The organism is Pseudomonas sp. S3_B11, assembly GCF_054667715.1.
In genome coordinates, this window is record NZ_CP162749.1 from 1,785,321 (window position 1) to 1,803,092 (window position 17,772).

The window sequence follows — 17,772 nt, forward strand, 5'->3', positions numbered from 1 at the left end:
GCAGCATGCTGTGCATCGGAACCGGAGAATAATATGAAAATAGTCATCGCCCCCGACTCGTTCAAGGACAGCCTCAGCGCCCAGGGCGTCGCCGATGCCATCGCCCAGGGGCTGGCCGAGGTCTGGCCGGATGCGCAGTTGATCAAATGCCCGATGGCCGACGGCGGGGAGGGGACGGTGGAGTCGGTGTTGGCGGCCTGCAACGGTGAGTGGCGCCACACCCGGGTTCGTGGTCCGTTGGGTGTTGCCGTCGAGGCGCGCTGGGGCTGGTTGGCCGAGAGTCGCACCGCAATCATTGAAATGGCCGAGGCCAGTGGTTTGCAACTGGTGCCGCCGGGGCAACGCGATGCCTGTTCCAGCAGCACCTACGGCACCGGCGAGCTGATTCGCGCAGCCCTCGATGAAGGCGCCGGGCGGGTGATCCTGGCGATCGGTGGCAGTGCCACCAACGACGCCGGAGCCGGTGCGATGCAGGCTCTGGGCGTGGTGTTGCTGGATGACCAGGGCCGTCCCCTTCCTCCCGGCGGCCTGGCCTTGGCGAACCTGGCGCGTATCGACCTGAGCGATCTGGACCCACGCCTGGCCCGGGTCAGCTTCGAGATCGCCGCCGATGTCGATAACCCGCTTTGCGGCCCCCATGGCGCGTCCGTGGTTTTTGGTCCGCAGAAGGGCGCCTCGGCTTCTCAAGTGCAGGCGCTGGACCGGGCCCTGGGGCATTTCGCCGAACATTGCGCGCGGGCGTTGAAAAAGGATGTGCGCGACGAGCCGGGCAGTGGCGCAGCCGGCGGCCTGGGGTTCGCGGCCAAGGCGTTCCTGGGGGCGCAGTTTCGTACCGGCGTGGACGTCGTAGCCCAGTTGACCGGGCTTGCCGAGGCGGTCAACGGCGCCGACCTGGTGATCACCGGCGAAGGCCGTTTCGACGCCCAGACCCTGCGCGGCAAGACCCCCTTCGGCGTGGCCCGCATCGCCCGCCAGCACGGCGTACCGGTGGTGGTCATTGCCGGCACGCTGGGGGAGGGCTACCAAGCGCTGTATGAACACGGCATCGACGCCGCCTTCGCCCTGGCCAGCGGGCCGATGACCTTGCAGCAAGCCTGCACCGACGCCCCGCGCCTGCTGAGCGAGCGTGCCCGGGACATTGCACGGCTTTGGCGGGTGGCGGCGCGGTAGACCCAACGGACGCGTGGACCTGTAGTAGCCATGTAGGAGGCCTGTAGGAGCTGTCGAGTGCAACGAGGCTGCGATCTTGTTTCAGGCAGTCGAGTCAAAAGTGAAAGATCAAAAGATCGCAGGCTTCGCCAGCCCCTGCAGGAAATATTTTTTTACATAACCCTGCACAAACCCTAAAGCCCAGCCGATAACGGGTTAAGCGTATACCCCCATAACTCCAATCAGTGCGCTTGCCGGCATGGATGCTCGACCCAACATTTCGAGGTCTTTCCATGTCCCTACGCAGCCTGAATATCGCCCCCCGAGCCTTTCTCGGCTTCACCGTCATTGCCTTGCTCGTCGTTGTGCTCGGCGTGTTTGCCGGTAGTCGCATGTCGATCATCCGCCAGGCCTCGCTGGACATGGAGCAGAATCAACTGCCCAGTGTCGGCTACCTGGGCAATGTGATGGAAAACGTGCTGCGCATGCGCATCCTCTCGTTTCGCATCTTGGTCAACCGGGACCCGGCCAGCCTGAAAGAGGCCGAGACCCGCATCAACGTGCTGGTGGAAAAGCTGCACAAGGCCAATAACAGCTACGCCGCGCTGCCGGCCACTCCGGAAGAGACCGAGCTGTACAAGGCCTTTTCGGCGACCCTGGAAAAATACCTGCAAGCCCAGCAGGAAATGCTTGAACTGTCGCGACAGGACAAGGCCGACCAGTTGCGCAGCCTCATCAATACGCGAATCAAGGAAGGTACCGACCTGATGGGCGAGCAGCTCAACAAGCTCATCGCGATCAACGTGGCCGGCGCCAGCGAAGCATCGGCCAAGGCCGGTGAAAACTACAGCAGCGCCATCACCGGCATCATCGTTGTCTCGATCATTGCCGCACTGGCCACTGTCCTGCTGGCCTTGCTGCTGACCCGCAGCATCGTCGCGCCGCTCAACCGGGCATTGGAGGCGGCCCGGACCATCGCCGGTGGCAACCTGGTCCAGGTCATTGCGGACGATGGCAAGGATGAGCCGGCGCGTTTGCTTCAAGCCTTGGCCGTGATGCAAGACAGCTTGCGCAAAACCATCGAGCAGATCGCCGGTTCCGCCACCCAATTGGGCGCCGCGGCCGAAGAACTGAGTGCAGTCACCCAGGAATCCTCCCGCGGTCTGCAACAGCAGCACAACGAGATCGAACAGGCGGCCACGGCAGTCAACGAAATGACCGCTGCGGTCGAAGAGGTTGCCCGTAACGCGGTGTCCACCTCCGAAGCCTCGAACCAGTCGACCCAGGCCGCCCAGGAAGGCCGCACGCGTGTGGTCGAAACCGTCGACGCGATCCAGACCATGACCCACGATGTGCAGGCGACCGCCTCGATGATCGAAGGCCTGGCGGTCCAGGGCCGCGACATCGGCAAGGTGCTGGACGTGATCCGCGCCATCGCCGAACAGACCAACCTGCTGGCCCTCAACGCCGCCATCGAAGCCGCCCGCGCCGGGGAGGCCGGACGCGGTTTCGCGGTGGTGGCCGACGAAGTCCGGGCCCTGGCCCATCGCACTGCGCAATCGACCCAGGAAATCGAAAAAATGGTCGCCGGCATCCAGAACGGCACCGGCCAGGCCGTGCAGTCGATGCAGCAAAGCAACCAGCGTACCCAAAGCACTCTGGAAATGGCCCGCGCCGCCGGAGTGGCCCTGGAGCAGATCACTCAGTCGATCCATCAGATCAATGAACGCAACCTGGTCATCGCCAGTGCGTCGGAGGAGCAGGCCCAGGTGTCCCGTGAGGTGGACCGCAACCTGGTGAACATTCGCGACCTGGCGACTCAATCGGCCAGCGGTGCGAAACAGACCAGCGACGCGACCCACGAACTGTCGCGCCTGGCGGTGGGGTTGAATGCGATGGTGGCGCGGTTTGTGATTTGAGATAGGGTTGAGGCTGGATATCGCGCAATCAGGAGAGATACATGCGCTTCTCAGTCTTGACCCAACGCATCACCGGCGATGGTGCCGCCGCCTGGCAGATTCACGACCGGGCGCTGGCCATGCGCGAACAGGGCATGGATGTGTTGTTGCTGTCGGTGGGCGACCCGGATTTTGACACACCGCGCGCCATCGTCGAGGCCGCTGTCACCAGCTTGCGGGCCGGCGACACTCACTACTCGGATACTCGTGGCCTGCACTCCCTGCGGGCCAGCATTGCCCGACGCCATCAAGCACGTAGCGGCCAACCGGTAGGCGCCGGGCATGTCACGGTGCTGCCCGGAGCGCAATGTGCTGTCTACGCGGTCGCGCAATGCCTGCTCGACCCTGGCGACGAAGTGATCGTCGCCGAACCCATGTATGTCACCTACGAAGCGGTGTTCGGCGCCTGCGGGGCGAAAGTGGTGCCGGTGCAGGTGAGCCCGGAAAACGCTTTCCGGGTCCAACCGGCCGACGTCGCTCGGCTGATCACCCCGCGCACCCGCGCCATGCTGCTCAACAGCCCCAACAATCCCTCCGGCGCCAGCCTGCCACTGCCGACCTGGCAAGCACTGGCGCACCTGTGCATCGACCATGACCTGTGGCTGATCAGCGACGAGGTCTACAGTGACTTGCTGTACGAAGGCGAACACATCAGCCCGGCCGGACTGCCGGGCATGGCCGAACGCACGGTCACAATTAACAGCTTGTCCAAATCCCACGCCATGACCGGTTGGCGCGTCGGCTGGGCCATCGGCCCCGAAATTCTCGCTGGACATTTGGCGAACCTGTCGCTGTGCATGTTGTTCGGCTTGCCGGATTTCGTCCAGCGCGCCGCCCAGGTTGCGCTGGAGCAGGATTTGCCTGAAGTGACGCGGATGCGCGAGGAATATCGCCAACGCCGGGACCTGGTGTGTGCCTTGCTTGACGACTGCCCGGGTCTCAAACCCGTGCGGCCCGATGGCGGCATGTTCGTGATGATCGATGTGCGCCAGACCGGCCTGGCGGCCCAGGTGTTTGCCGAGCGGCTGCTGGACGGATATGGCGTGTCGGTGCTGGCGGGGGAGGCGTTTGGGCCGAGTGCGGCGGGGCATATTCGGGTTGGGTTGGTGGTGGGACGGGGAGAGCTGGCTATCGCCTGTGGACGAATTGCAGATTGCGCCGCGCAATTAGTAAACCCGCCTACCTGACAACTAAGTAAGCGCAAATCCCCTTCTGAGCCCATTTGTAATGGGGGAAGGCACTCGTCTGCAGTGAGAGGGGGGCGCCCCCCTCGTTATCTGTTTGATCCCTCTATCCGTTTGTCCAAGCCTCGGTTCTTTTCGTTTATCCGATGAACGGCGTTGCTACCTGTCAGATCTGACAGTTGGAAATTATCATCACCCCGCGCTAAATGCCCTTACGGACTGGGGAAATTTCGATTGAAGTCTTTGATAGGGTGATCGCGATGGCTTCGCAAGAAGAAAGTCGGGAACAGATTACGAATAGCGAAGTTCAGGCGAAACCCCTCTCGGTGGAAGGCATAAATGATAATGATCTGGAAGGTCATGTGTCTCGCGAAATATTGCAGCGGGGGACACGAATTGTTATCCCGTATTGGATTGATCCGCATCCCAATGATGAACTCTGGATCACCTGGCTTCAAGATGGGCTGGAAAGTCGGCTTTATACCATGTTTTATCCAGTGCCCCTGACGGTGAATTTTTTATATTTCGACTTGACGCCTCAACATTTAGCCAAGGATGGTGTGGCGTATGTTTATTACAAGGTATGGAAGGGGGCAGGTGGCAATGATGATCCATCCCCTCCCAGACAACTCACCATCAATCACACACCGCTCATAATATTAGCCGCGCCAACATTTCCACACGCGACTCTTTGGGGGTATTTGAATAATAACACCGTTCCGCCGTTAACGAGTGGCGCTACGATTGCTGTACCGAGTTTGGCCAATATCGCCGTGCCAGGGGATCGGGTAAAAGTTCAATGGCAAGGCTATTCGAGCTTGAATGGCAGCGGACCGCCAGTGACGGAGACATACGGCGTCTGGGAACGAACACTTCAAGCCCCAGACATATCAGCTGGTTTTGATTTGGTGGTTCCGTTTCAGCCCAATATCAGGCCGCTGATTGATAACGATTCTGCAGTGGTGGTGTATCAACTATTTCAAGGGGGAAAGCTCGTTGCCGAGTCAAATAAAGGGTTGGTGAGAATAGACAGAGTGACACCCGGTGAAAGTAATCCCTCAGCATGAATGTAATTGGAGAGACAACCATGGCTATCAAAATTGTTCCCCCAAAAACTCGTCCTGTGTCCACGCAATCCGGAGTGCTGGACCTAGATTTGGATATTGACAAGTTGGCGGACGAGTCAATCTCAATTGCTGTTCTGGAGTCCGGTGAAATTATTGCAAATATGGAGCGGCCTGTACCGACGGAAGAGGGGGAGGACGACGAGGTTGACATACATTATGCACGGGTAGGAGAAGCGTTAGGCGACGCTAAAAATACTGTACTACTTGGCGCGATCGTTGACCGACCTGCTGGCGTCATACCTATTCCTCTTCCAGCGGCTGACTTTATTGAAGACGCCCAACCCGCAACGCCCACCCGTTGGCAGGTCCAGTTGATTTTTTTAAGGACGGTGCAGGCAACTATGACTTCACCAATATTGTAGAATTCAACATAGACCGAACGGCACCGTTTGAAGTCAAGTATCCATCACGTAAAAAAATCCGCCTGCGCCTACCCCGGCCTTTACCAATGCGCCCGTGGATCCCTTGAGAACGGTGGACGAAGCCTGGCTGGCCGCCAACACGGAACTGCAATTTACGGTTGACGTGACCTATCCACTACGTCGTCTCGACGATGTGCTGGAGGTGCATTTTGCCACCGGCGGTACGGATATTGAGGTCTACAACGCGACAGTTCCCGCAACGGGTGTGTTTACGGTGGCGAGCAGTGTCTTGCGAGGGTTGCCGAATGGGCGCATCAACATCCATTATTTTTGGACGGACCTTCCTGGAAATAGAAGCGCAAGCTCATTGCCCTCCGCGCTGTTGACGCTGGGGCTTGCGCTGGATCCGGTCCTGAACAAGCATCCTTTAGTCCCGGTCACTGATCCGAATGGGACGACAACCTTATACCTCGATGATTTTTCCGGCGGCGGGGTGTTGGGCATTGTCGAGCGTTTGCCCATCGATAATGCTGAGCCAGGCGACCAGATAACGTTTTACGTCGAAGAGGCAAATGACCCAACTAATTTCAAGGCGTTTGGCCCCCAACCTCTTGCCGATGTGGATTTGAACTTTACACTTCCTTATGACGTTGGGCTAAAGGGTATTTTTGGCGCGTCAACAGATGCCTTGGAAGTCAAAGCCTATTTTGAACTGGAGCGCGGTGCAGCAGCGCCATTTCCTTCCCCTCCATTGTTTTTCTGGATGGATCTGTATCCGCCAGGAGGGCTATATCCGGAGTTGCCGGATCTGACCAATCCCGCATTTGCTTTGCCTGTAGTAACGGGGCAGTCGCTGACAACTAACGAGTTGCTGCCAGGCGATCGCGATAAGGCGGGCAAATTCAAAGTTGTGCTCCCCCTCACGCATCCACCGATTTCTTCGGCGGAGACGGTTAAATGTTATGTGAATAATCTGTTGGTGGGCGATTATTCACCCTTTAGTAACGCGATTGAGTTCGAGGTGCCTATTGCGGCGAACGCCATAGCCGCGCTTCCGACGCCCAGCGTGCTTGCGCACTGGACACGACAAAAAACCGGGATCGACAAGAACGTAATCAAATCTGAATCCCAGACGGTCATTGTCCGAGGCAGAAGAATTGATCTGCCAGAGCCAACTATCAGAATTCGCAACCCTGCCACCAAGGATCAAATCGACTGTTTTGCAATGAACGACGCAACTACCAACTGGCGTTTGGCTCTTACTATTCCGAAATCGACCATTCTGCCGCAAGGTTTAGTCATTACTGCACATTTTGCGGCTTATACGGATGCTGCTGGAGCTAATTTGATCCCCGGCACAGAAGATTCACAGCTCTATACTATCCAAGACGCAACGACAGTGGATGTCGCTACTGTCGGAAGTGCTGCGGTGTTCAAAGCAGCACAACCGGTGCTCGGTTCTCGTGCATTTGGTAAGTATTGGTACACTGCCGATATTGGTGGTTTACAGACCTCGATACCGGTCATTAAGCCGCTTGATACAATCACTTCCAGCGGCGAGTACTGCGACAGGCTGCCTGTACCTTCACCATGAAGTAAGTATCGCGAGAGGGGCTGACCCTCTCGCGATACTGTTTGGCTGCTGTCTATGAGTTGTATGTTTCAGAGATTAAGGGATTTTTCCTACTTTTGGTGAAGAGATTTCCGACATCTTTCGTTTGGATTGCTGTTTAGTCTTGCGAACGTTTTTTTCGATGACTTCTCTGCTCGAAGAGAGGTTGTTAAATTGATTATGCGGAGTCCCCATGCCTCAATTTCCAACGCTCATAAATCGCAAGAGTACGGGCTATCTGCTTGCCGTATTGTTCCTCGGCACTCCTGCGGTTCATGCCAGAATTCTTGCTCCTGGGGAAAGTGAGACCGTTACTAATCCTCCAGCACCAGAGGTGTGGGCTGTGTCTCAAGGTGGAACATTGACAATAAACAATGCGAGCGCACTCACGATCAGCTCGCAAAATGCCAATGTCATATTCAATGGTGGTCAGAGTGCGCGGATTGACGCTCGCGATGGCTCCGATATCGCGATGACCGGCGCAACTGTAGAAAGCTCGACGGGGAGAGGAGCGTTTGCGCTCAGCGATAGCTCCGCCACGATCCAAGGTAGCACTATTACCAGTACCAACAGCATGGGTCTGCTATTGGGGCGTAACATCAACACCCCAACCGCCTCCAGCGCCACGGTCACAGGTGGAAGCACAATTACCGGACTCGTCGGCGGCGCAAACGCCACGGGCTTCAGCGTCCTGACGGTCAACGATTCGACCTTGCGTGGCACTGGTGCGACCAGTTACGGCGTTCAACTGGAAGGGGCAACGCTTTCGGCGACCGGAAGCACGATCTCCGGTGGTCAGGATGGCCTGCGAATCGGCGTGGACAATACCGGTGTGACTGCCAGCACGGTGACCTTGAATAATACAGTCGTAGCGGGGGACACCGGGTCGGCAATTGTCGTTGGCGCCTTCGGTGGTCCTGGTGCTGTCGCGACCATCAACGTACTCAATGGCTCGCAGTTGAACGGCGGCAACGGAACACTGCTTCAAGCCAGCAATACTTCCACAGCCAACGTCAACGTCGATGCAAGCGCTCTACGCGGCGACGTCATAGCCGATACCGGCAGTACGGTGTCCTGGCTGATGCAGAATGGCTCCTCGCTTGAAGGTAATCTGCAGAACGTTACCAACGTCAACCTCAACAACAATAGCACCCTGAACGGTAACGTAATGGCCGTTGCGGGGACAGGGACGGCGGTCAGCCTGAATAACGGTTCAGTGATTAATGGCAACGTGGAGAACGTGTTTGATCTCAAGCTCGACAACAACAGCCAGATGACCGGCGATGTGCTCTCGGATGCCAATGGCACTGTATTGCTCAACAACGGCTCCGTGCTGACGGGCCAGATTACCGACTCGAGCAACCTGAACATTGACAATGCCGCGCAATGGGTGATGACTGGCGACAATACAGTACAGCGTCTGGGCTTGAGCAGTGGTGTGGTCCGCATGGGCACCAATGAGCAGTTCCAGCAACTGAACATAGGTGAGCTTTCCGGTAACGGTACTTTTGTAATGGGCACCGACCTGGGTAACGGCAATACGGACTTCCTGAATGTTACCGGTACTGCCAGCGGGCAACATCAGTTGCTGGTCTCCGCGACCGGGACTACGCCAACCAGTGCCGACGCCGTCAAAATCGGCAACATTGCCGCTGGCGATGCGAGTTTCTCGCTGGGTGGTCGAGAAACGGTCGATGCCGGTACCTTCGTCTACCGCTTGAAGAAGGATGGGGAGGGTTTGTACCTTGATCCCGACCGGGACACCGTCAGCCCGTCCACCAATACCGCATTGGCTTTGGCCGGCAGTGCTCGTAGCGTATTGAACGCAGAGATGAACATGCTCAACGATCAGATCGGTGATCGGGGATTAAGCGCACGGCCCGATGCGTCAATGCGTTCGGCCAGCGATAACGACATCAAGTTGAGCAACAGCGTCTGGGTACGTACTTACGGTAATCAATACAGCGTCGACAACGCCTATGGCGATGGTTACTCGCAGAACCAGAACGGGATCACCGGCGGTGCCGATACATTGGTGGATATTGGCAATCGCCCATGGGTACTCGGTGGTTTCGTAGGCACCAGCCACACCAACATGGATTTGCGGTACGGATCCAGCGCAACGGTCGACAGCGTAAACCTCGGTGTCTACGGCAGTACCTATGATGTCCAGAGCGGTGTATTCGTCAACGTCATGGCCAAGGTCAACCAGTTCAACAATAAAGCCAGGGTCACCATGAGTGACGGTACACGCTCCAAGGGTGAATACAAGGCATTGGGCGCAAGCGGTTCGGTCGCGGTGGGCAAGCATATTCGCTTGCAAGATAACTATTTCATCGAGCCACAGGTGCGAGTCTCGACGGGCGTGACCCAGAGCGATAGCTACCGACTGGACAACGGCCTTGAAGTCAAAGCCGACACTATGCGTTCTGTGCAAGGGAACGTGGGCCTCAGGGGCGGACGCGTGATCAGTCTCGAAAATGGCGGCCTGTTGGAGCCGAGTTTGTCGGCGGGCATTAATCATGAGTTCATAAAGACCAACGAGGTCAGGATCAACGACGACAGCTTCGATGACGACCGCGCCAGCACAGCGCTTGAGTACGGTGCGGGCCTGAAGTGGACGCCGGCCCAACGTAACTGGCAGGTCTCGGGTCAGGTTGGAGGCAGCAAAGGGACAACCGTCAGTCAGGATTGGAGTGGTAGCTTGCGGTTGAGTTATTTCTTCTGATTGAAGAGTTCTGCCTTGAGCGCTGTGATGCCCCGACAATGTCGGGGCATTTTTGTATTCGGGGTAATAATTCGTAGAGGTTGTGTGAAATTATGTAAGGGTTTTGCTCGGCGGTAGATGAGGGCGTATATCCTTGGCAGCTTGAGATTCTCTGCGCCTGGCATGCCGCCATCGCGAGCAAGCTCGCTCCCACACTGGTTTTGTGTCGTACCGAACATCCCTGTGGGAGCGAGCTTGCTCGCGATTGTGGCCCCACCAGGCGCCACAGCACTTTTCTGGAAACACCCATGCCCAACATCCTCCTGGTCGAAGACGACACCGCACTCTCCGAGCTGATCGCCAGTTACCTGGAGCGCAACGGCTATCAGGTCAGCGTGCTCAGCCGTGGCGACCATGTACGTGAGCGGGCGCGCGTCGATCCGCCGGACCTTGTGATCCTCGACCTGATGCTGCCGGGGCTGGACGGTTTGCAGGTCTGCCGCCTGCTGCGGGCCGACTCGGCGACCTTGCCGATCCTGATGCTCACCGCCCGGGACGACAGCCACGACCAGGTGCTGGGCCTGGAGATGGGCGCCGACGACTACGTCACCAAGCCTTGCGAGCCTCGGGTGTTGCTGGCGCGGGTGCGTACCTTGCTGCGGCGCAGCAGCCTTACCGAGCCGCAGACAGTCAACGACCGCATTGTCATGGGCAACCTCTGCATCGACCTGTCCGAGCGTACCGTAACCTGGCGCGGACAAGCGGTGGAGCTGTCCAGCGGCGAGTACAACTTGCTGGTGGTGCTGGCCCGGCATTCCGGCGAAGTGCTGAGCCGCGACCAGATCCTGCAGCGCCTGCGCGGCATTGAGTTCAACGGCACCGACCGTTCGGTGGACGTGGCGATTTCCAAATTGCGGCGCAAGTTCGACGACAACGCCGACGAGGCCCGCAAGATCAAGACCGTGTGGGGCAAGGGTTATCTGTTCAGTCGTTCCGAGTGGGAATGCTGAGCCGATGTGGAAGCTGCTGATTCGCCTTTACCTGGTCACCATCGTGTCCTACAGCGCGGCGATCTACCTGATGCCGGAACTGGTGGTCCGCCTGTTTCACGACCGTTTCCTGACCTACAACCTCGATTATTCCCGTGGCCTGCAAACCTTGATGGTCAAGCAGTTCCGCGCCGTGCCCAGCGAGCAGTGGCCGGCGCTGGCGGCGCAGATGGACAAGGAGTTCGAGCCACTGCGAATCGAGCTGGCTGCGTTCGATGACGGCGGCTTCAGTGCCGAAGAGCAGGCGCGTCTCAAGCGCGGCGAGAACGTGGTGCGTATTGGCGACTGGGCCTGGCGCACCTTGGCGGCGGCGCCGCTGGACGGGCGCACGGCGGTGAAGATGGTCGTGCCGCCGGACCCGGCTGACGTCAGTTGGTTGTACTGGAGCATCAACGTGTTGATCGGCGCGACGATGCTGGCATGCCTGTTGCTCTGGTTGCGGCCTCACTGGCGCGACCTGGAACGCCTCAGGCGCACCGCCGAACGCTTCGGCAAAGGTCATTTGGGCGAGCGTACGCACATTGCCTCCAGTTCGAACATCGGCAGCCTGGCCCACGTGTTCGACACGATGGCGGGTGACATCGAGAACCTGCTCAACCAACAACGGGATCTGCTCAACGCCGTGTCCCACGAACTGCGCACGCCACTGACGCGGCTCGACTTCGGCCTGGCCCTGGCGCTGTCCGATGACCTGCCGGCGGCCAGTCGTGAGCGCCTGCAAGGGTTGGTGGCGCACATTCGCGAGCTTGATGAGTTGGTGCTGGAACTGCTGTCCTACAGCCGTTTGCAGAACCCGCAACGCCTGCCCGAACGGGTCGAGGTGGCGCTGGACGAGTTCATCGACAGCATCCTGGGCAGCGTCGACGAGGACCTGGCGGCGCCGGACGTGGTGATCGACGTGCTGTTGCACGGGGCACTGGAGCGTTTCGTACTGGACCCGCGCCTGACCGCACGGGCCTTGCAGAACCTGCTGCGCAATGCCATGCGTTATTGCGAAAAGCGCATTCAGATCGGTGTGCTGGTGGGTGATCAAGGCTGTGAGATCTGGGTCGATGACGACGGCATCGGCATTCCCGACAGCGAACGCGAGCGCGTGTTCGAGCCGTTCTACCGCCTGGACCGCAGCCGCGACCGCGCCACTGGCGGCTTCGGTCTTGGCCTGGCCATCAGCCGCCGAGCCCTGGAAGCCCAGGGCGGCACGCTGACCGTCGAAGCCTCGCCGCTGGGTGGGGCGCGCTTCAGGCTATGGCTGCCAACGCCTGATACCTGACACCGTCTCTGTGGCGAGGAGCTTGCTCCCGCTGGGCCGCGAAGCGGCCCCCATACGCCTCACCCAAACAACCCCGCCGCAATATTGATCGAAAACCCCAGGATCGCCGTGTTGAACACAAAACCGATCAGCGATTGCGCCAGGACGATCTTGCGCAGTTGCCGCGTGGCGACGCCCACGTCCGCGGTCTGTACCGCCACGCCGATGGTGAAAGAGAAATACAGGAAGTCCCAATAGTTGGGCGTGGTCAGCCCTTCGGCAAACCGCAGCGCCGGCTCCTTGCCCTCCCAGGTGTAATACAAGCGCGCGTAGTGCACGCTGAAGATCACCCCGATCAGCAACCAGGAACCGATCACGGTCATTGCCGTGAAACCGTAATGCAACAGCTTGCCGGCGGCATTCAGGTCGCGGCTGCCGGCCAGTTCTAGGGTGATGGTGGCCAGGCTGGCCAATGCCGCGATGCAGACCACCAGCAGGACCAGCCCGGCATTTTCATCTTCGATTTCGGCGATGCGCCGGACGTCGGGCGCCTTGGCTCGCACGGTCAGCCAGGACATCAGCACCAGGTAGGTCCAGACGCCGACATTCCAGCCGATCAGGATCTTGCTGATGATCGAGTCCACGGGAGCCAGGATACCCACCGCCAGGCCAAGGACCGTGGCGCTGGACAGACGCGGGTGGGTGCGGGCGAGGAAGGGCATGGAGACTCACTGTCCAGAGGGGAGGCGGCTAGTATGAGCGATCAAGTGAAGGGGCGACCATCTATCGCAGTGGACTCGATCAATTGCACGCCCGCTTCCTGCATCCGTCGGATTGCCGCCTCCATCGAGCCGTCGATATCGATGCCCCGGCAGGCATCCAGTATCACCACCGCATTGAACCCCGCCAACCGGGCATCCAGCGCCGAGAACATCACGCAGAAATCCAGGGCCAGCCCCACCAGGTAAACCGTGTCGATGCCGCGCTCCTTGAGATAGCCGGTCAAGCCTGTAGGGGTCAGGTGATCCGCTTCCATGAAGGCTGAATAGCTGTCGATGTCCGGGTTGCAGCCCTTGCGAATGATCAGCTTGGCATGGGCGAGGTCGAGTGCCGGGTGCAGCGCGGCGCCGTTGCTGCCCTGTATGCAGTGGTCGGGCCAGAGTTTCTGTTCGCCGTAGGGTAATTGGACGATATCGAATGGTTGCTTGCCCGGATGACTGGACGCAAACGAGGCGTGCCCGGCCGGGTGCCAGTCCTGGGCAAGGACGACGTGCCTGAATGAATGGCCAAGCTGGTTGATCAGCGGCACGATCTCATCGCCGCCTGGCACGGCCAGTTGGCCGCCGGGGATGAAGTCGTTCTGTACATCGATGACTACCAGCGCGGTGGTCAAAGCCCGATTGGCGGCAACGCCCATGAATGAATCCTCCTTGAAGTGGTTCTTCGATAGTAGCTGAACGGCTTGGGCCTGGTGCGTAGACTGACACACCGCCATCGCGAGCAAGCTCGCTCCCACAATGGATCTGCGGTGAACACAGGATTGATGGTTTACAAAAAATATTCACCCTGCGAAGGGTGGTGTCTTTCGTCGAAAATATTCCAGCTTTGATGGCTTTTTGACATTTGGTTCGTGCGTCCCTGTCACGATTAAGTACAATCGCCGGCCTTCAACCGGGCATGGAAGCAGTCCGGTCTCCAGTTACGAGAAAAAACCATGCTCATCGGCAGTTATTCCCCCGCCCTTGTTTCGATTTCCTTGTTTGTTGCTGTGCTGGCTTCCTATACCGCCCTGGACCTGGCCGGGCGGATCGCGACCGCCCAGGGGCGCGCCGCGCATTTGTGGATGACCGGGGGCGCGCTGGCGATGGGGGTGGGCATCTGGTCCATGCACTTCATCGGCATGCTCGCGTTCAGCTTGCCGGTGGAGCTTGGCTACGACATATCGATCACCGCACTGTCGCTGCTGGTCGCGATTCTTTCCAGCGGTTTTGCCCTATGGCTGGTCAGCCAGCCACGATTACCGGCGTGGCAACTGGCGTTCGGTGCGCTGATCATGGGTGCCGGGATCAGCACCATGCACTACACCGGCATGGCCGCGCTGCGAATGCAGCCAGGCATCGACTATGACCCGATGCTGTTCGGGGCTTCGCTGGTGATTGCCGTCGGCGCTTCGGCGGCGGCGCTGTGGATTGCCTTTCGCCTGCGCCAGAACACCCCCCACGTGCGTCTGGCTCGTGCAGGCGCTGCGGTGGTCATGGGCATCGCCATCGTCGGCATGCACTACACCGGCATGGCCGGGGCGCGGTTCAGCGACGGCAGCTTTTGTGGCTCCCTGGACGGCTTGAGCGGCAAGGGCCTGGACAATCTGGTGTTGATCACCACCCTGGCGGTGCTGGCCATCGCCTTGCTGACGTCAATTCTCGATGCGCGCCTGGAAGCCCGCACCGCCGAGCTGGCCCAATCGCTGACCCTGGCCAACCGGGAACTGACCCAGTTGGCCCTGCACGACCCCCTCACCGGACTGCCCAACCGGGTATTGCTGGCTGATCGTATCGACCAGGCCATGCACCGGGTGCAAGAGCAGGGCGGCTGCTTCGCCCTGATGTTCATCGACCTGGATGGTTTCAAGCCGGTCAACGACGCCTTTGGTCACCACATGGGCGATTTGTTGCTGCGGGACGTGGCCTTGCGCCTGCGCGAAGACCTGCGCAGCCAGGACACCCTGGCGCGGATCGGCGGTGATGAGTTCGTGCTGCTGGTGCAACTGGCCGAACCCGATGATGCCTTGCGACTGGCGGCACGTCAGGTCGGCTTGATCGCCCGCACGTTCCGGGTGGCCGACCATGACTTGCAGATCTCCGCCAGCGTCGGTATCGCCCTTTACCCTGGCAACGGCCAGAGTGCCGAAGAACTGCTGATGAACGCCGACGCGGCGATGTACCACGCCAAGGGCGCCGGCAAAAACGGCTACAGCTTTTTCGACGCGTCGATGAACAGCAACGCCCGCAAGCAATTGCAATTGCTGCAAGACCTGCGCATCGCTGTCGAACAGCGGCAGTTCAGCCTGTACTACCAGCCCAAGTTCGACGCCGCCAACGGCCGGCCGGTCGGCGCCGAGGCCTTGTTGCGCTGGAGCCATCCGATCCAGGGCCTGTTGATGCCCGACACCTTCATCGACCTGGCGGAAAAGACCGGCTTGATCATCCCCATCGGCGAATGGGTGTTGAACGAAGCCTGTCGGCAGATGCGCGAATGGTACGTGCTCGGTTATACCGATTGGCGCATTGCGGTGAACCTGTCGGCCTTGCAGTTCTGCCATACCGGTTTGGTGCAGAGCGTGGCCAAGGCCCTGGAGACGCATCAGCTGCCGGCCAACAGCCTGACCCTGGAAATCACCGAAACCACCGCCATGAGCGATGCGGACGCGAGCATGACGGTGCTGCAACAGCTCTCGGACATGGGCGTGGACCTGTCCATCGACGACTTCGGCACTGGCTATTCGAGCCTGATGTACCTCAAGCGCCTGCCGGCCAACGAGTTGAAGATCGATCGCGGCTTCGTGCGTGACCTGGAACACGACAGCGATGACGCGGCGATCGTCTCGGCCATCGTCGCCCTCGGCCAGGCCCTGGGCCTGCGGATCGTCGCCGAAGGCGTGGAGACCGATATGCAACAAGACTTCCTGACCCAGTTGGGCTGCGATTCGCTGCAGGGCTATCTGCTGGGGCATCCACTGCCGGCTGAGCGGTTCATCCACGACATTCGCCAGGCACAACGGATAGCGGTGGGCTGAGCCACTTCAAGGCACGATATCGAACGCCGTGCTGCCCAGCCGCTCGCCGTTGACCAGCAGGTGCACGGCATGCCGGCCCGCGTAATGTTTGCGAGTGGTCAGCTCGCGAATGTGCTGGGAGCGGCTGAGGTTGACGCAACCCTGGGCGGGCAGGTCGAAGGTCTTGAGCTTGAAGACTTTGGCCGAGGTGCCGCCCGAGGCTTTCACGTAGTCGACGGCATAGTCGATCACCAGGCGTTGGCTCTGCTCAAGGGTTGATTGCACCGTGAAGGACAGCGTGACCTGTTCCCCCAGGCGAATCACCGCAGGCGTCACTTGCAAATCCAGCACCTGGACCTGTGCCTTGCCGCCGACCCCGATGACGCCCAACGCCCTGGGGTTGCCTTGTTTGATCAGGCTACGCAGCGCATGCCGGGCGATCCACGCCAGGTGGCGGTCTTGCAGGGGCCAACCTTCGATCTGGTCCAGCACCCAGTCGGGATGCTGCTTGGTGACGTCGTTGAGGTGGTTGGCCACGGATTTGCGCACATAAAGGCTATCGTCGGCCTTGAGCGTGTCGAGGATCGCCGCGGCGAGGTCAGGGTTGGCCTGGATCGGCTCCAGGTGAAACGACCATGGCAAGCGTGGCCGGCTGCCTTCGCTGGCCAGGCGTCGTACGTGCTCGTTGGCGTCCAGCGCCCAGTCGTGCATGACCTTGAGGGTGCGTTCCAGGTCGTCGCGCAGGAAGTGCCGCACGGCGAACTCCGACGAGCCGAACCGGGTGAAATACTTGAGCGCGTCCAACGATACGTCGAAGCGATGTCGGCCATAAGACGCCACGTAGTGTGGCAGGAACATGCTGACGAACATGCTGTTCAGGCGCGGGGCCAGGGCGCGCAGCACCTCCAGCGACGCTTCATAACCGAGGGGCAGCACCGCATGCAGGCACTCACTGACTCGGGCCATGCGTTGCATCACCGATAACTCGGCCAGCCCGTCGTTGGCCATGTGCAAAAACGCCGGGGCATCGAACGCTGGATAAACCGCGCGCATTTCGTCAGCGATGTGCTCCAGGCGGGCGCTGTTGAAGATTTCCTTGAGGGCAGGGGAAGAGGCGTTGGTGCTCATGATGGGTCCGTCCGGCGGGTGTTGGGCCAAGACTTGCCACTATGCCATGCCAGGCACAACCCGTGGCGAGGGAGCAAGCAGGGGGTACAGTTTCCAGAAATTAAGGAATGATTCGCCGCACGCGAAGTCCCAGATTCAGTCCCTCGAATAACTGGAGTTTTTTTCTATGCGCAAACCATCCCTGATCGCCAGCCTGGTCCTGATCGCCGGCCTCGGAGCCCTTGGGCCTGTTGCGCAAGCGGTCGAGAAAACCGCAGACGCCCTGGAGCATTCGCCGAGCAATGGCCGCAGGCTGGTGGAGAACGACCGGGTGCCGGCGGACTACCAGCGCGCGGACAGGGCCATGAAAGACTGGAAACAGAAGAAACTCGAGCAACCGACAAACGAGCAGCAATGGGTGCAGATCGACGACAAGTACTTGCTGATCGAAACCGTGTCCGGCGCAATCGTCAAGATCGTGCCAGCCACGCGTTAG

14 protein-coding genes are annotated in these 17,772 nt (G+C 59.7%); 11 read left to right on the forward strand and 3 right to left on the reverse strand.

The window, feature by feature from the left end:
* Positions 1–33 precede the first annotated feature (33 nt).
* The 9 genes from AB4O22_RS08380 (at position 34) to AB4O22_RS08420 (ending at position 12,418) form a co-directional block, all read left to right on the forward strand.
* On the forward strand, positions 34–1,170 hold the full coding sequence (locus AB4O22_RS08380; protein WP_027913199.1) for a glycerate kinase: 1,137 nt from the start codon (positions 34–36) through the stop codon (positions 1,168–1,170).
* A 272-nt stretch (positions 1,171–1,442) separates the two neighbouring features.
* Complete coding sequence (locus AB4O22_RS08385; RefSeq protein WP_003202971.1) at positions 1,443–3,068, forward strand: methyl-accepting chemotaxis protein; 1,626 nt, start codon at positions 1,443–1,445, stop codon at positions 3,066–3,068.
* 41 nt (positions 3,069–3,109) lie between these two features.
* Complete coding sequence (locus AB4O22_RS08390) at positions 3,110–4,294, forward strand: pyridoxal phosphate-dependent aminotransferase (protein ID WP_223471885.1); 1,185 nt, start codon at positions 3,110–3,112, stop codon at positions 4,292–4,294.
* A 257-nt stretch (positions 4,295–4,551) separates the two neighbouring features.
* Positions 4,552–5,358, forward strand: coding sequence for a hypothetical protein (locus AB4O22_RS08395; RefSeq protein WP_460096122.1), 807 nt, complete (start codon positions 4,552–4,554; stop codon positions 5,356–5,358).
* A 20-nt stretch (positions 5,359–5,378) separates the two neighbouring features.
* Complete coding sequence (locus tag AB4O22_RS08400) at positions 5,379–5,780, forward strand: hypothetical protein (protein WP_460106690.1); 402 nt, start codon at positions 5,379–5,381, stop codon at positions 5,778–5,780.
* A gap of 112 nt (positions 5,781–5,892) precedes the next feature.
* On the forward strand, positions 5,893–7,374 hold the full coding sequence (locus AB4O22_RS08405) for a hypothetical protein (protein ID WP_460095013.1): 1,482 nt from the start codon (positions 5,893–5,895) through the stop codon (positions 7,372–7,374).
* A gap of 211 nt (positions 7,375–7,585) precedes the next feature.
* Entirely contained in the window at positions 7,586–10,120 is a 2,535-nt protein-coding gene (locus tag AB4O22_RS08410; protein ID WP_223471883.1) for an autotransporter outer membrane beta-barrel domain-containing protein, read from the forward strand.
* A gap of 287 nt (positions 10,121–10,407) precedes the next feature.
* Positions 10,408–11,109, forward strand: coding sequence for a response regulator (locus AB4O22_RS08415; protein WP_003202964.1), 702 nt, complete (start codon positions 10,408–10,410; stop codon positions 11,107–11,109).
* Positions 11,110–11,113: 4 nt separating this feature from the next.
* On the forward strand, positions 11,114–12,418 hold the full coding sequence (locus AB4O22_RS08420) for an ATP-binding protein (RefSeq protein WP_003202960.1): 1,305 nt from the start codon (positions 11,114–11,116) through the stop codon (positions 12,416–12,418).
* A gap of 59 nt (positions 12,419–12,477) precedes the next feature.
* Here the strand turns inward: AB4O22_RS08420 and AB4O22_RS08425 are convergent, their stop codons facing one another.
* Positions 12,478–13,119, reverse strand: coding sequence for a DUF1345 domain-containing protein (locus AB4O22_RS08425; protein ID WP_223471881.1), 642 nt, complete (start codon positions 13,117–13,119; stop codon positions 12,478–12,480).
* 41 nt (positions 13,120–13,160) lie between these two features.
* Positions 13,161–13,814: a bifunctional nicotinamidase/pyrazinamidase gene (pncA, locus tag AB4O22_RS08430; protein ID WP_223471880.1), complete on the reverse strand. Its 654-nt coding sequence runs from the start codon at positions 13,812–13,814 to the stop codon at positions 13,161–13,163.
* Positions 13,815–14,111: 297 nt separating this feature from the next.
* Here pncA and AB4O22_RS08435 point away from each other — a divergent pair, with 297 nt between their 5' ends.
* Entirely contained in the window at positions 14,112–16,190 is a 2,079-nt protein-coding gene (locus AB4O22_RS08435; RefSeq protein ID WP_460096123.1) for a putative bifunctional diguanylate cyclase/phosphodiesterase, read from the forward strand.
* A 6-nt stretch (positions 16,191–16,196) separates the two neighbouring features.
* Here the strand turns inward: AB4O22_RS08435 and AB4O22_RS08440 are convergent, their stop codons facing one another.
* Positions 16,197–17,297, reverse strand: a complete 1,101-nt coding sequence (locus AB4O22_RS08440) for a DNA alkylation repair protein (protein ID WP_460158243.1) — start codon at positions 17,295–17,297, stop codon at positions 16,197–16,199.
* A 166-nt stretch (positions 17,298–17,463) separates the two neighbouring features.
* Between AB4O22_RS08440 and AB4O22_RS08445 the strand changes: the two genes are divergently transcribed.
* Positions 17,464–17,772 carry an RcnB family protein gene (locus AB4O22_RS08445; RefSeq protein ID WP_003202950.1) on the forward strand — a complete coding sequence of 103 codons (309 nt, stop codon included), beginning with the start codon at positions 17,464–17,466 and terminating at the stop codon, positions 17,770–17,772.

Bases quoted from the DNA above. Each gene is read 5' to 3' on its own strand.
- AB4O22_RS08380 (WP_027913199.1), top strand. From the start codon at position 34: ATGAAAATAGTCATCGCCCCCGACTCGTTCAAGGACAGCCTCAGCGCC.
- AB4O22_RS08385 (WP_003202971.1), top strand. From the start codon at position 1,443: ATGTCCCTACGCAGCCTGAATATCGCCCCCCGAGCCTTTCTCGGCTTC.
- AB4O22_RS08390 (WP_223471885.1), top strand. From the start codon at position 3,110: ATGCGCTTCTCAGTCTTGACCCAACGCATCACCGGCGATGGTGCCGCC.
- AB4O22_RS08395 (WP_460096122.1), top strand. From the start codon at position 4,552: ATGGCTTCGCAAGAAGAAAGTCGGGAACAGATTACGAATAGCGAAGTT.
- AB4O22_RS08400 (WP_460106690.1), top strand. From the start codon at position 5,379: ATGGCTATCAAAATTGTTCCCCCAAAAACTCGTCCTGTGTCCACGCAA.
- AB4O22_RS08410 (WP_223471883.1), top strand. From the start codon at position 7,586: ATGCCTCAATTTCCAACGCTCATAAATCGCAAGAGTACGGGCTATCTG.
- AB4O22_RS08415 (WP_003202964.1), top strand. From the start codon at position 10,408: ATGCCCAACATCCTCCTGGTCGAAGACGACACCGCACTCTCCGAGCTG.
- AB4O22_RS08420 (WP_003202960.1), top strand. From the start codon at position 11,114: ATGTGGAAGCTGCTGATTCGCCTTTACCTGGTCACCATCGTGTCCTAC.
- AB4O22_RS08425 (WP_223471881.1), bottom strand. From the start codon at position 13,119: ATGCCCTTCCTCGCCCGCACCCACCCGCGTCTGTCCAGCGCCACGGTC.
- pncA (WP_223471880.1), bottom strand. From the start codon at position 13,814: ATGGGCGTTGCCGCCAATCGGGCTTTGACCACCGCGCTGGTAGTCATC.
- AB4O22_RS08435 (WP_460096123.1), top strand. From the start codon at position 14,112: ATGCTCATCGGCAGTTATTCCCCCGCCCTTGTTTCGATTTCCTTGTTT.
- AB4O22_RS08440 (WP_460158243.1), bottom strand. From the start codon at position 17,297: ATGAGCACCAACGCCTCTTCCCCTGCCCTCAAGGAAATCTTCAACAGC.
- AB4O22_RS08445 (WP_003202950.1), top strand. From the start codon at position 17,464: ATGCGCAAACCATCCCTGATCGCCAGCCTGGTCCTGATCGCCGGCCTC.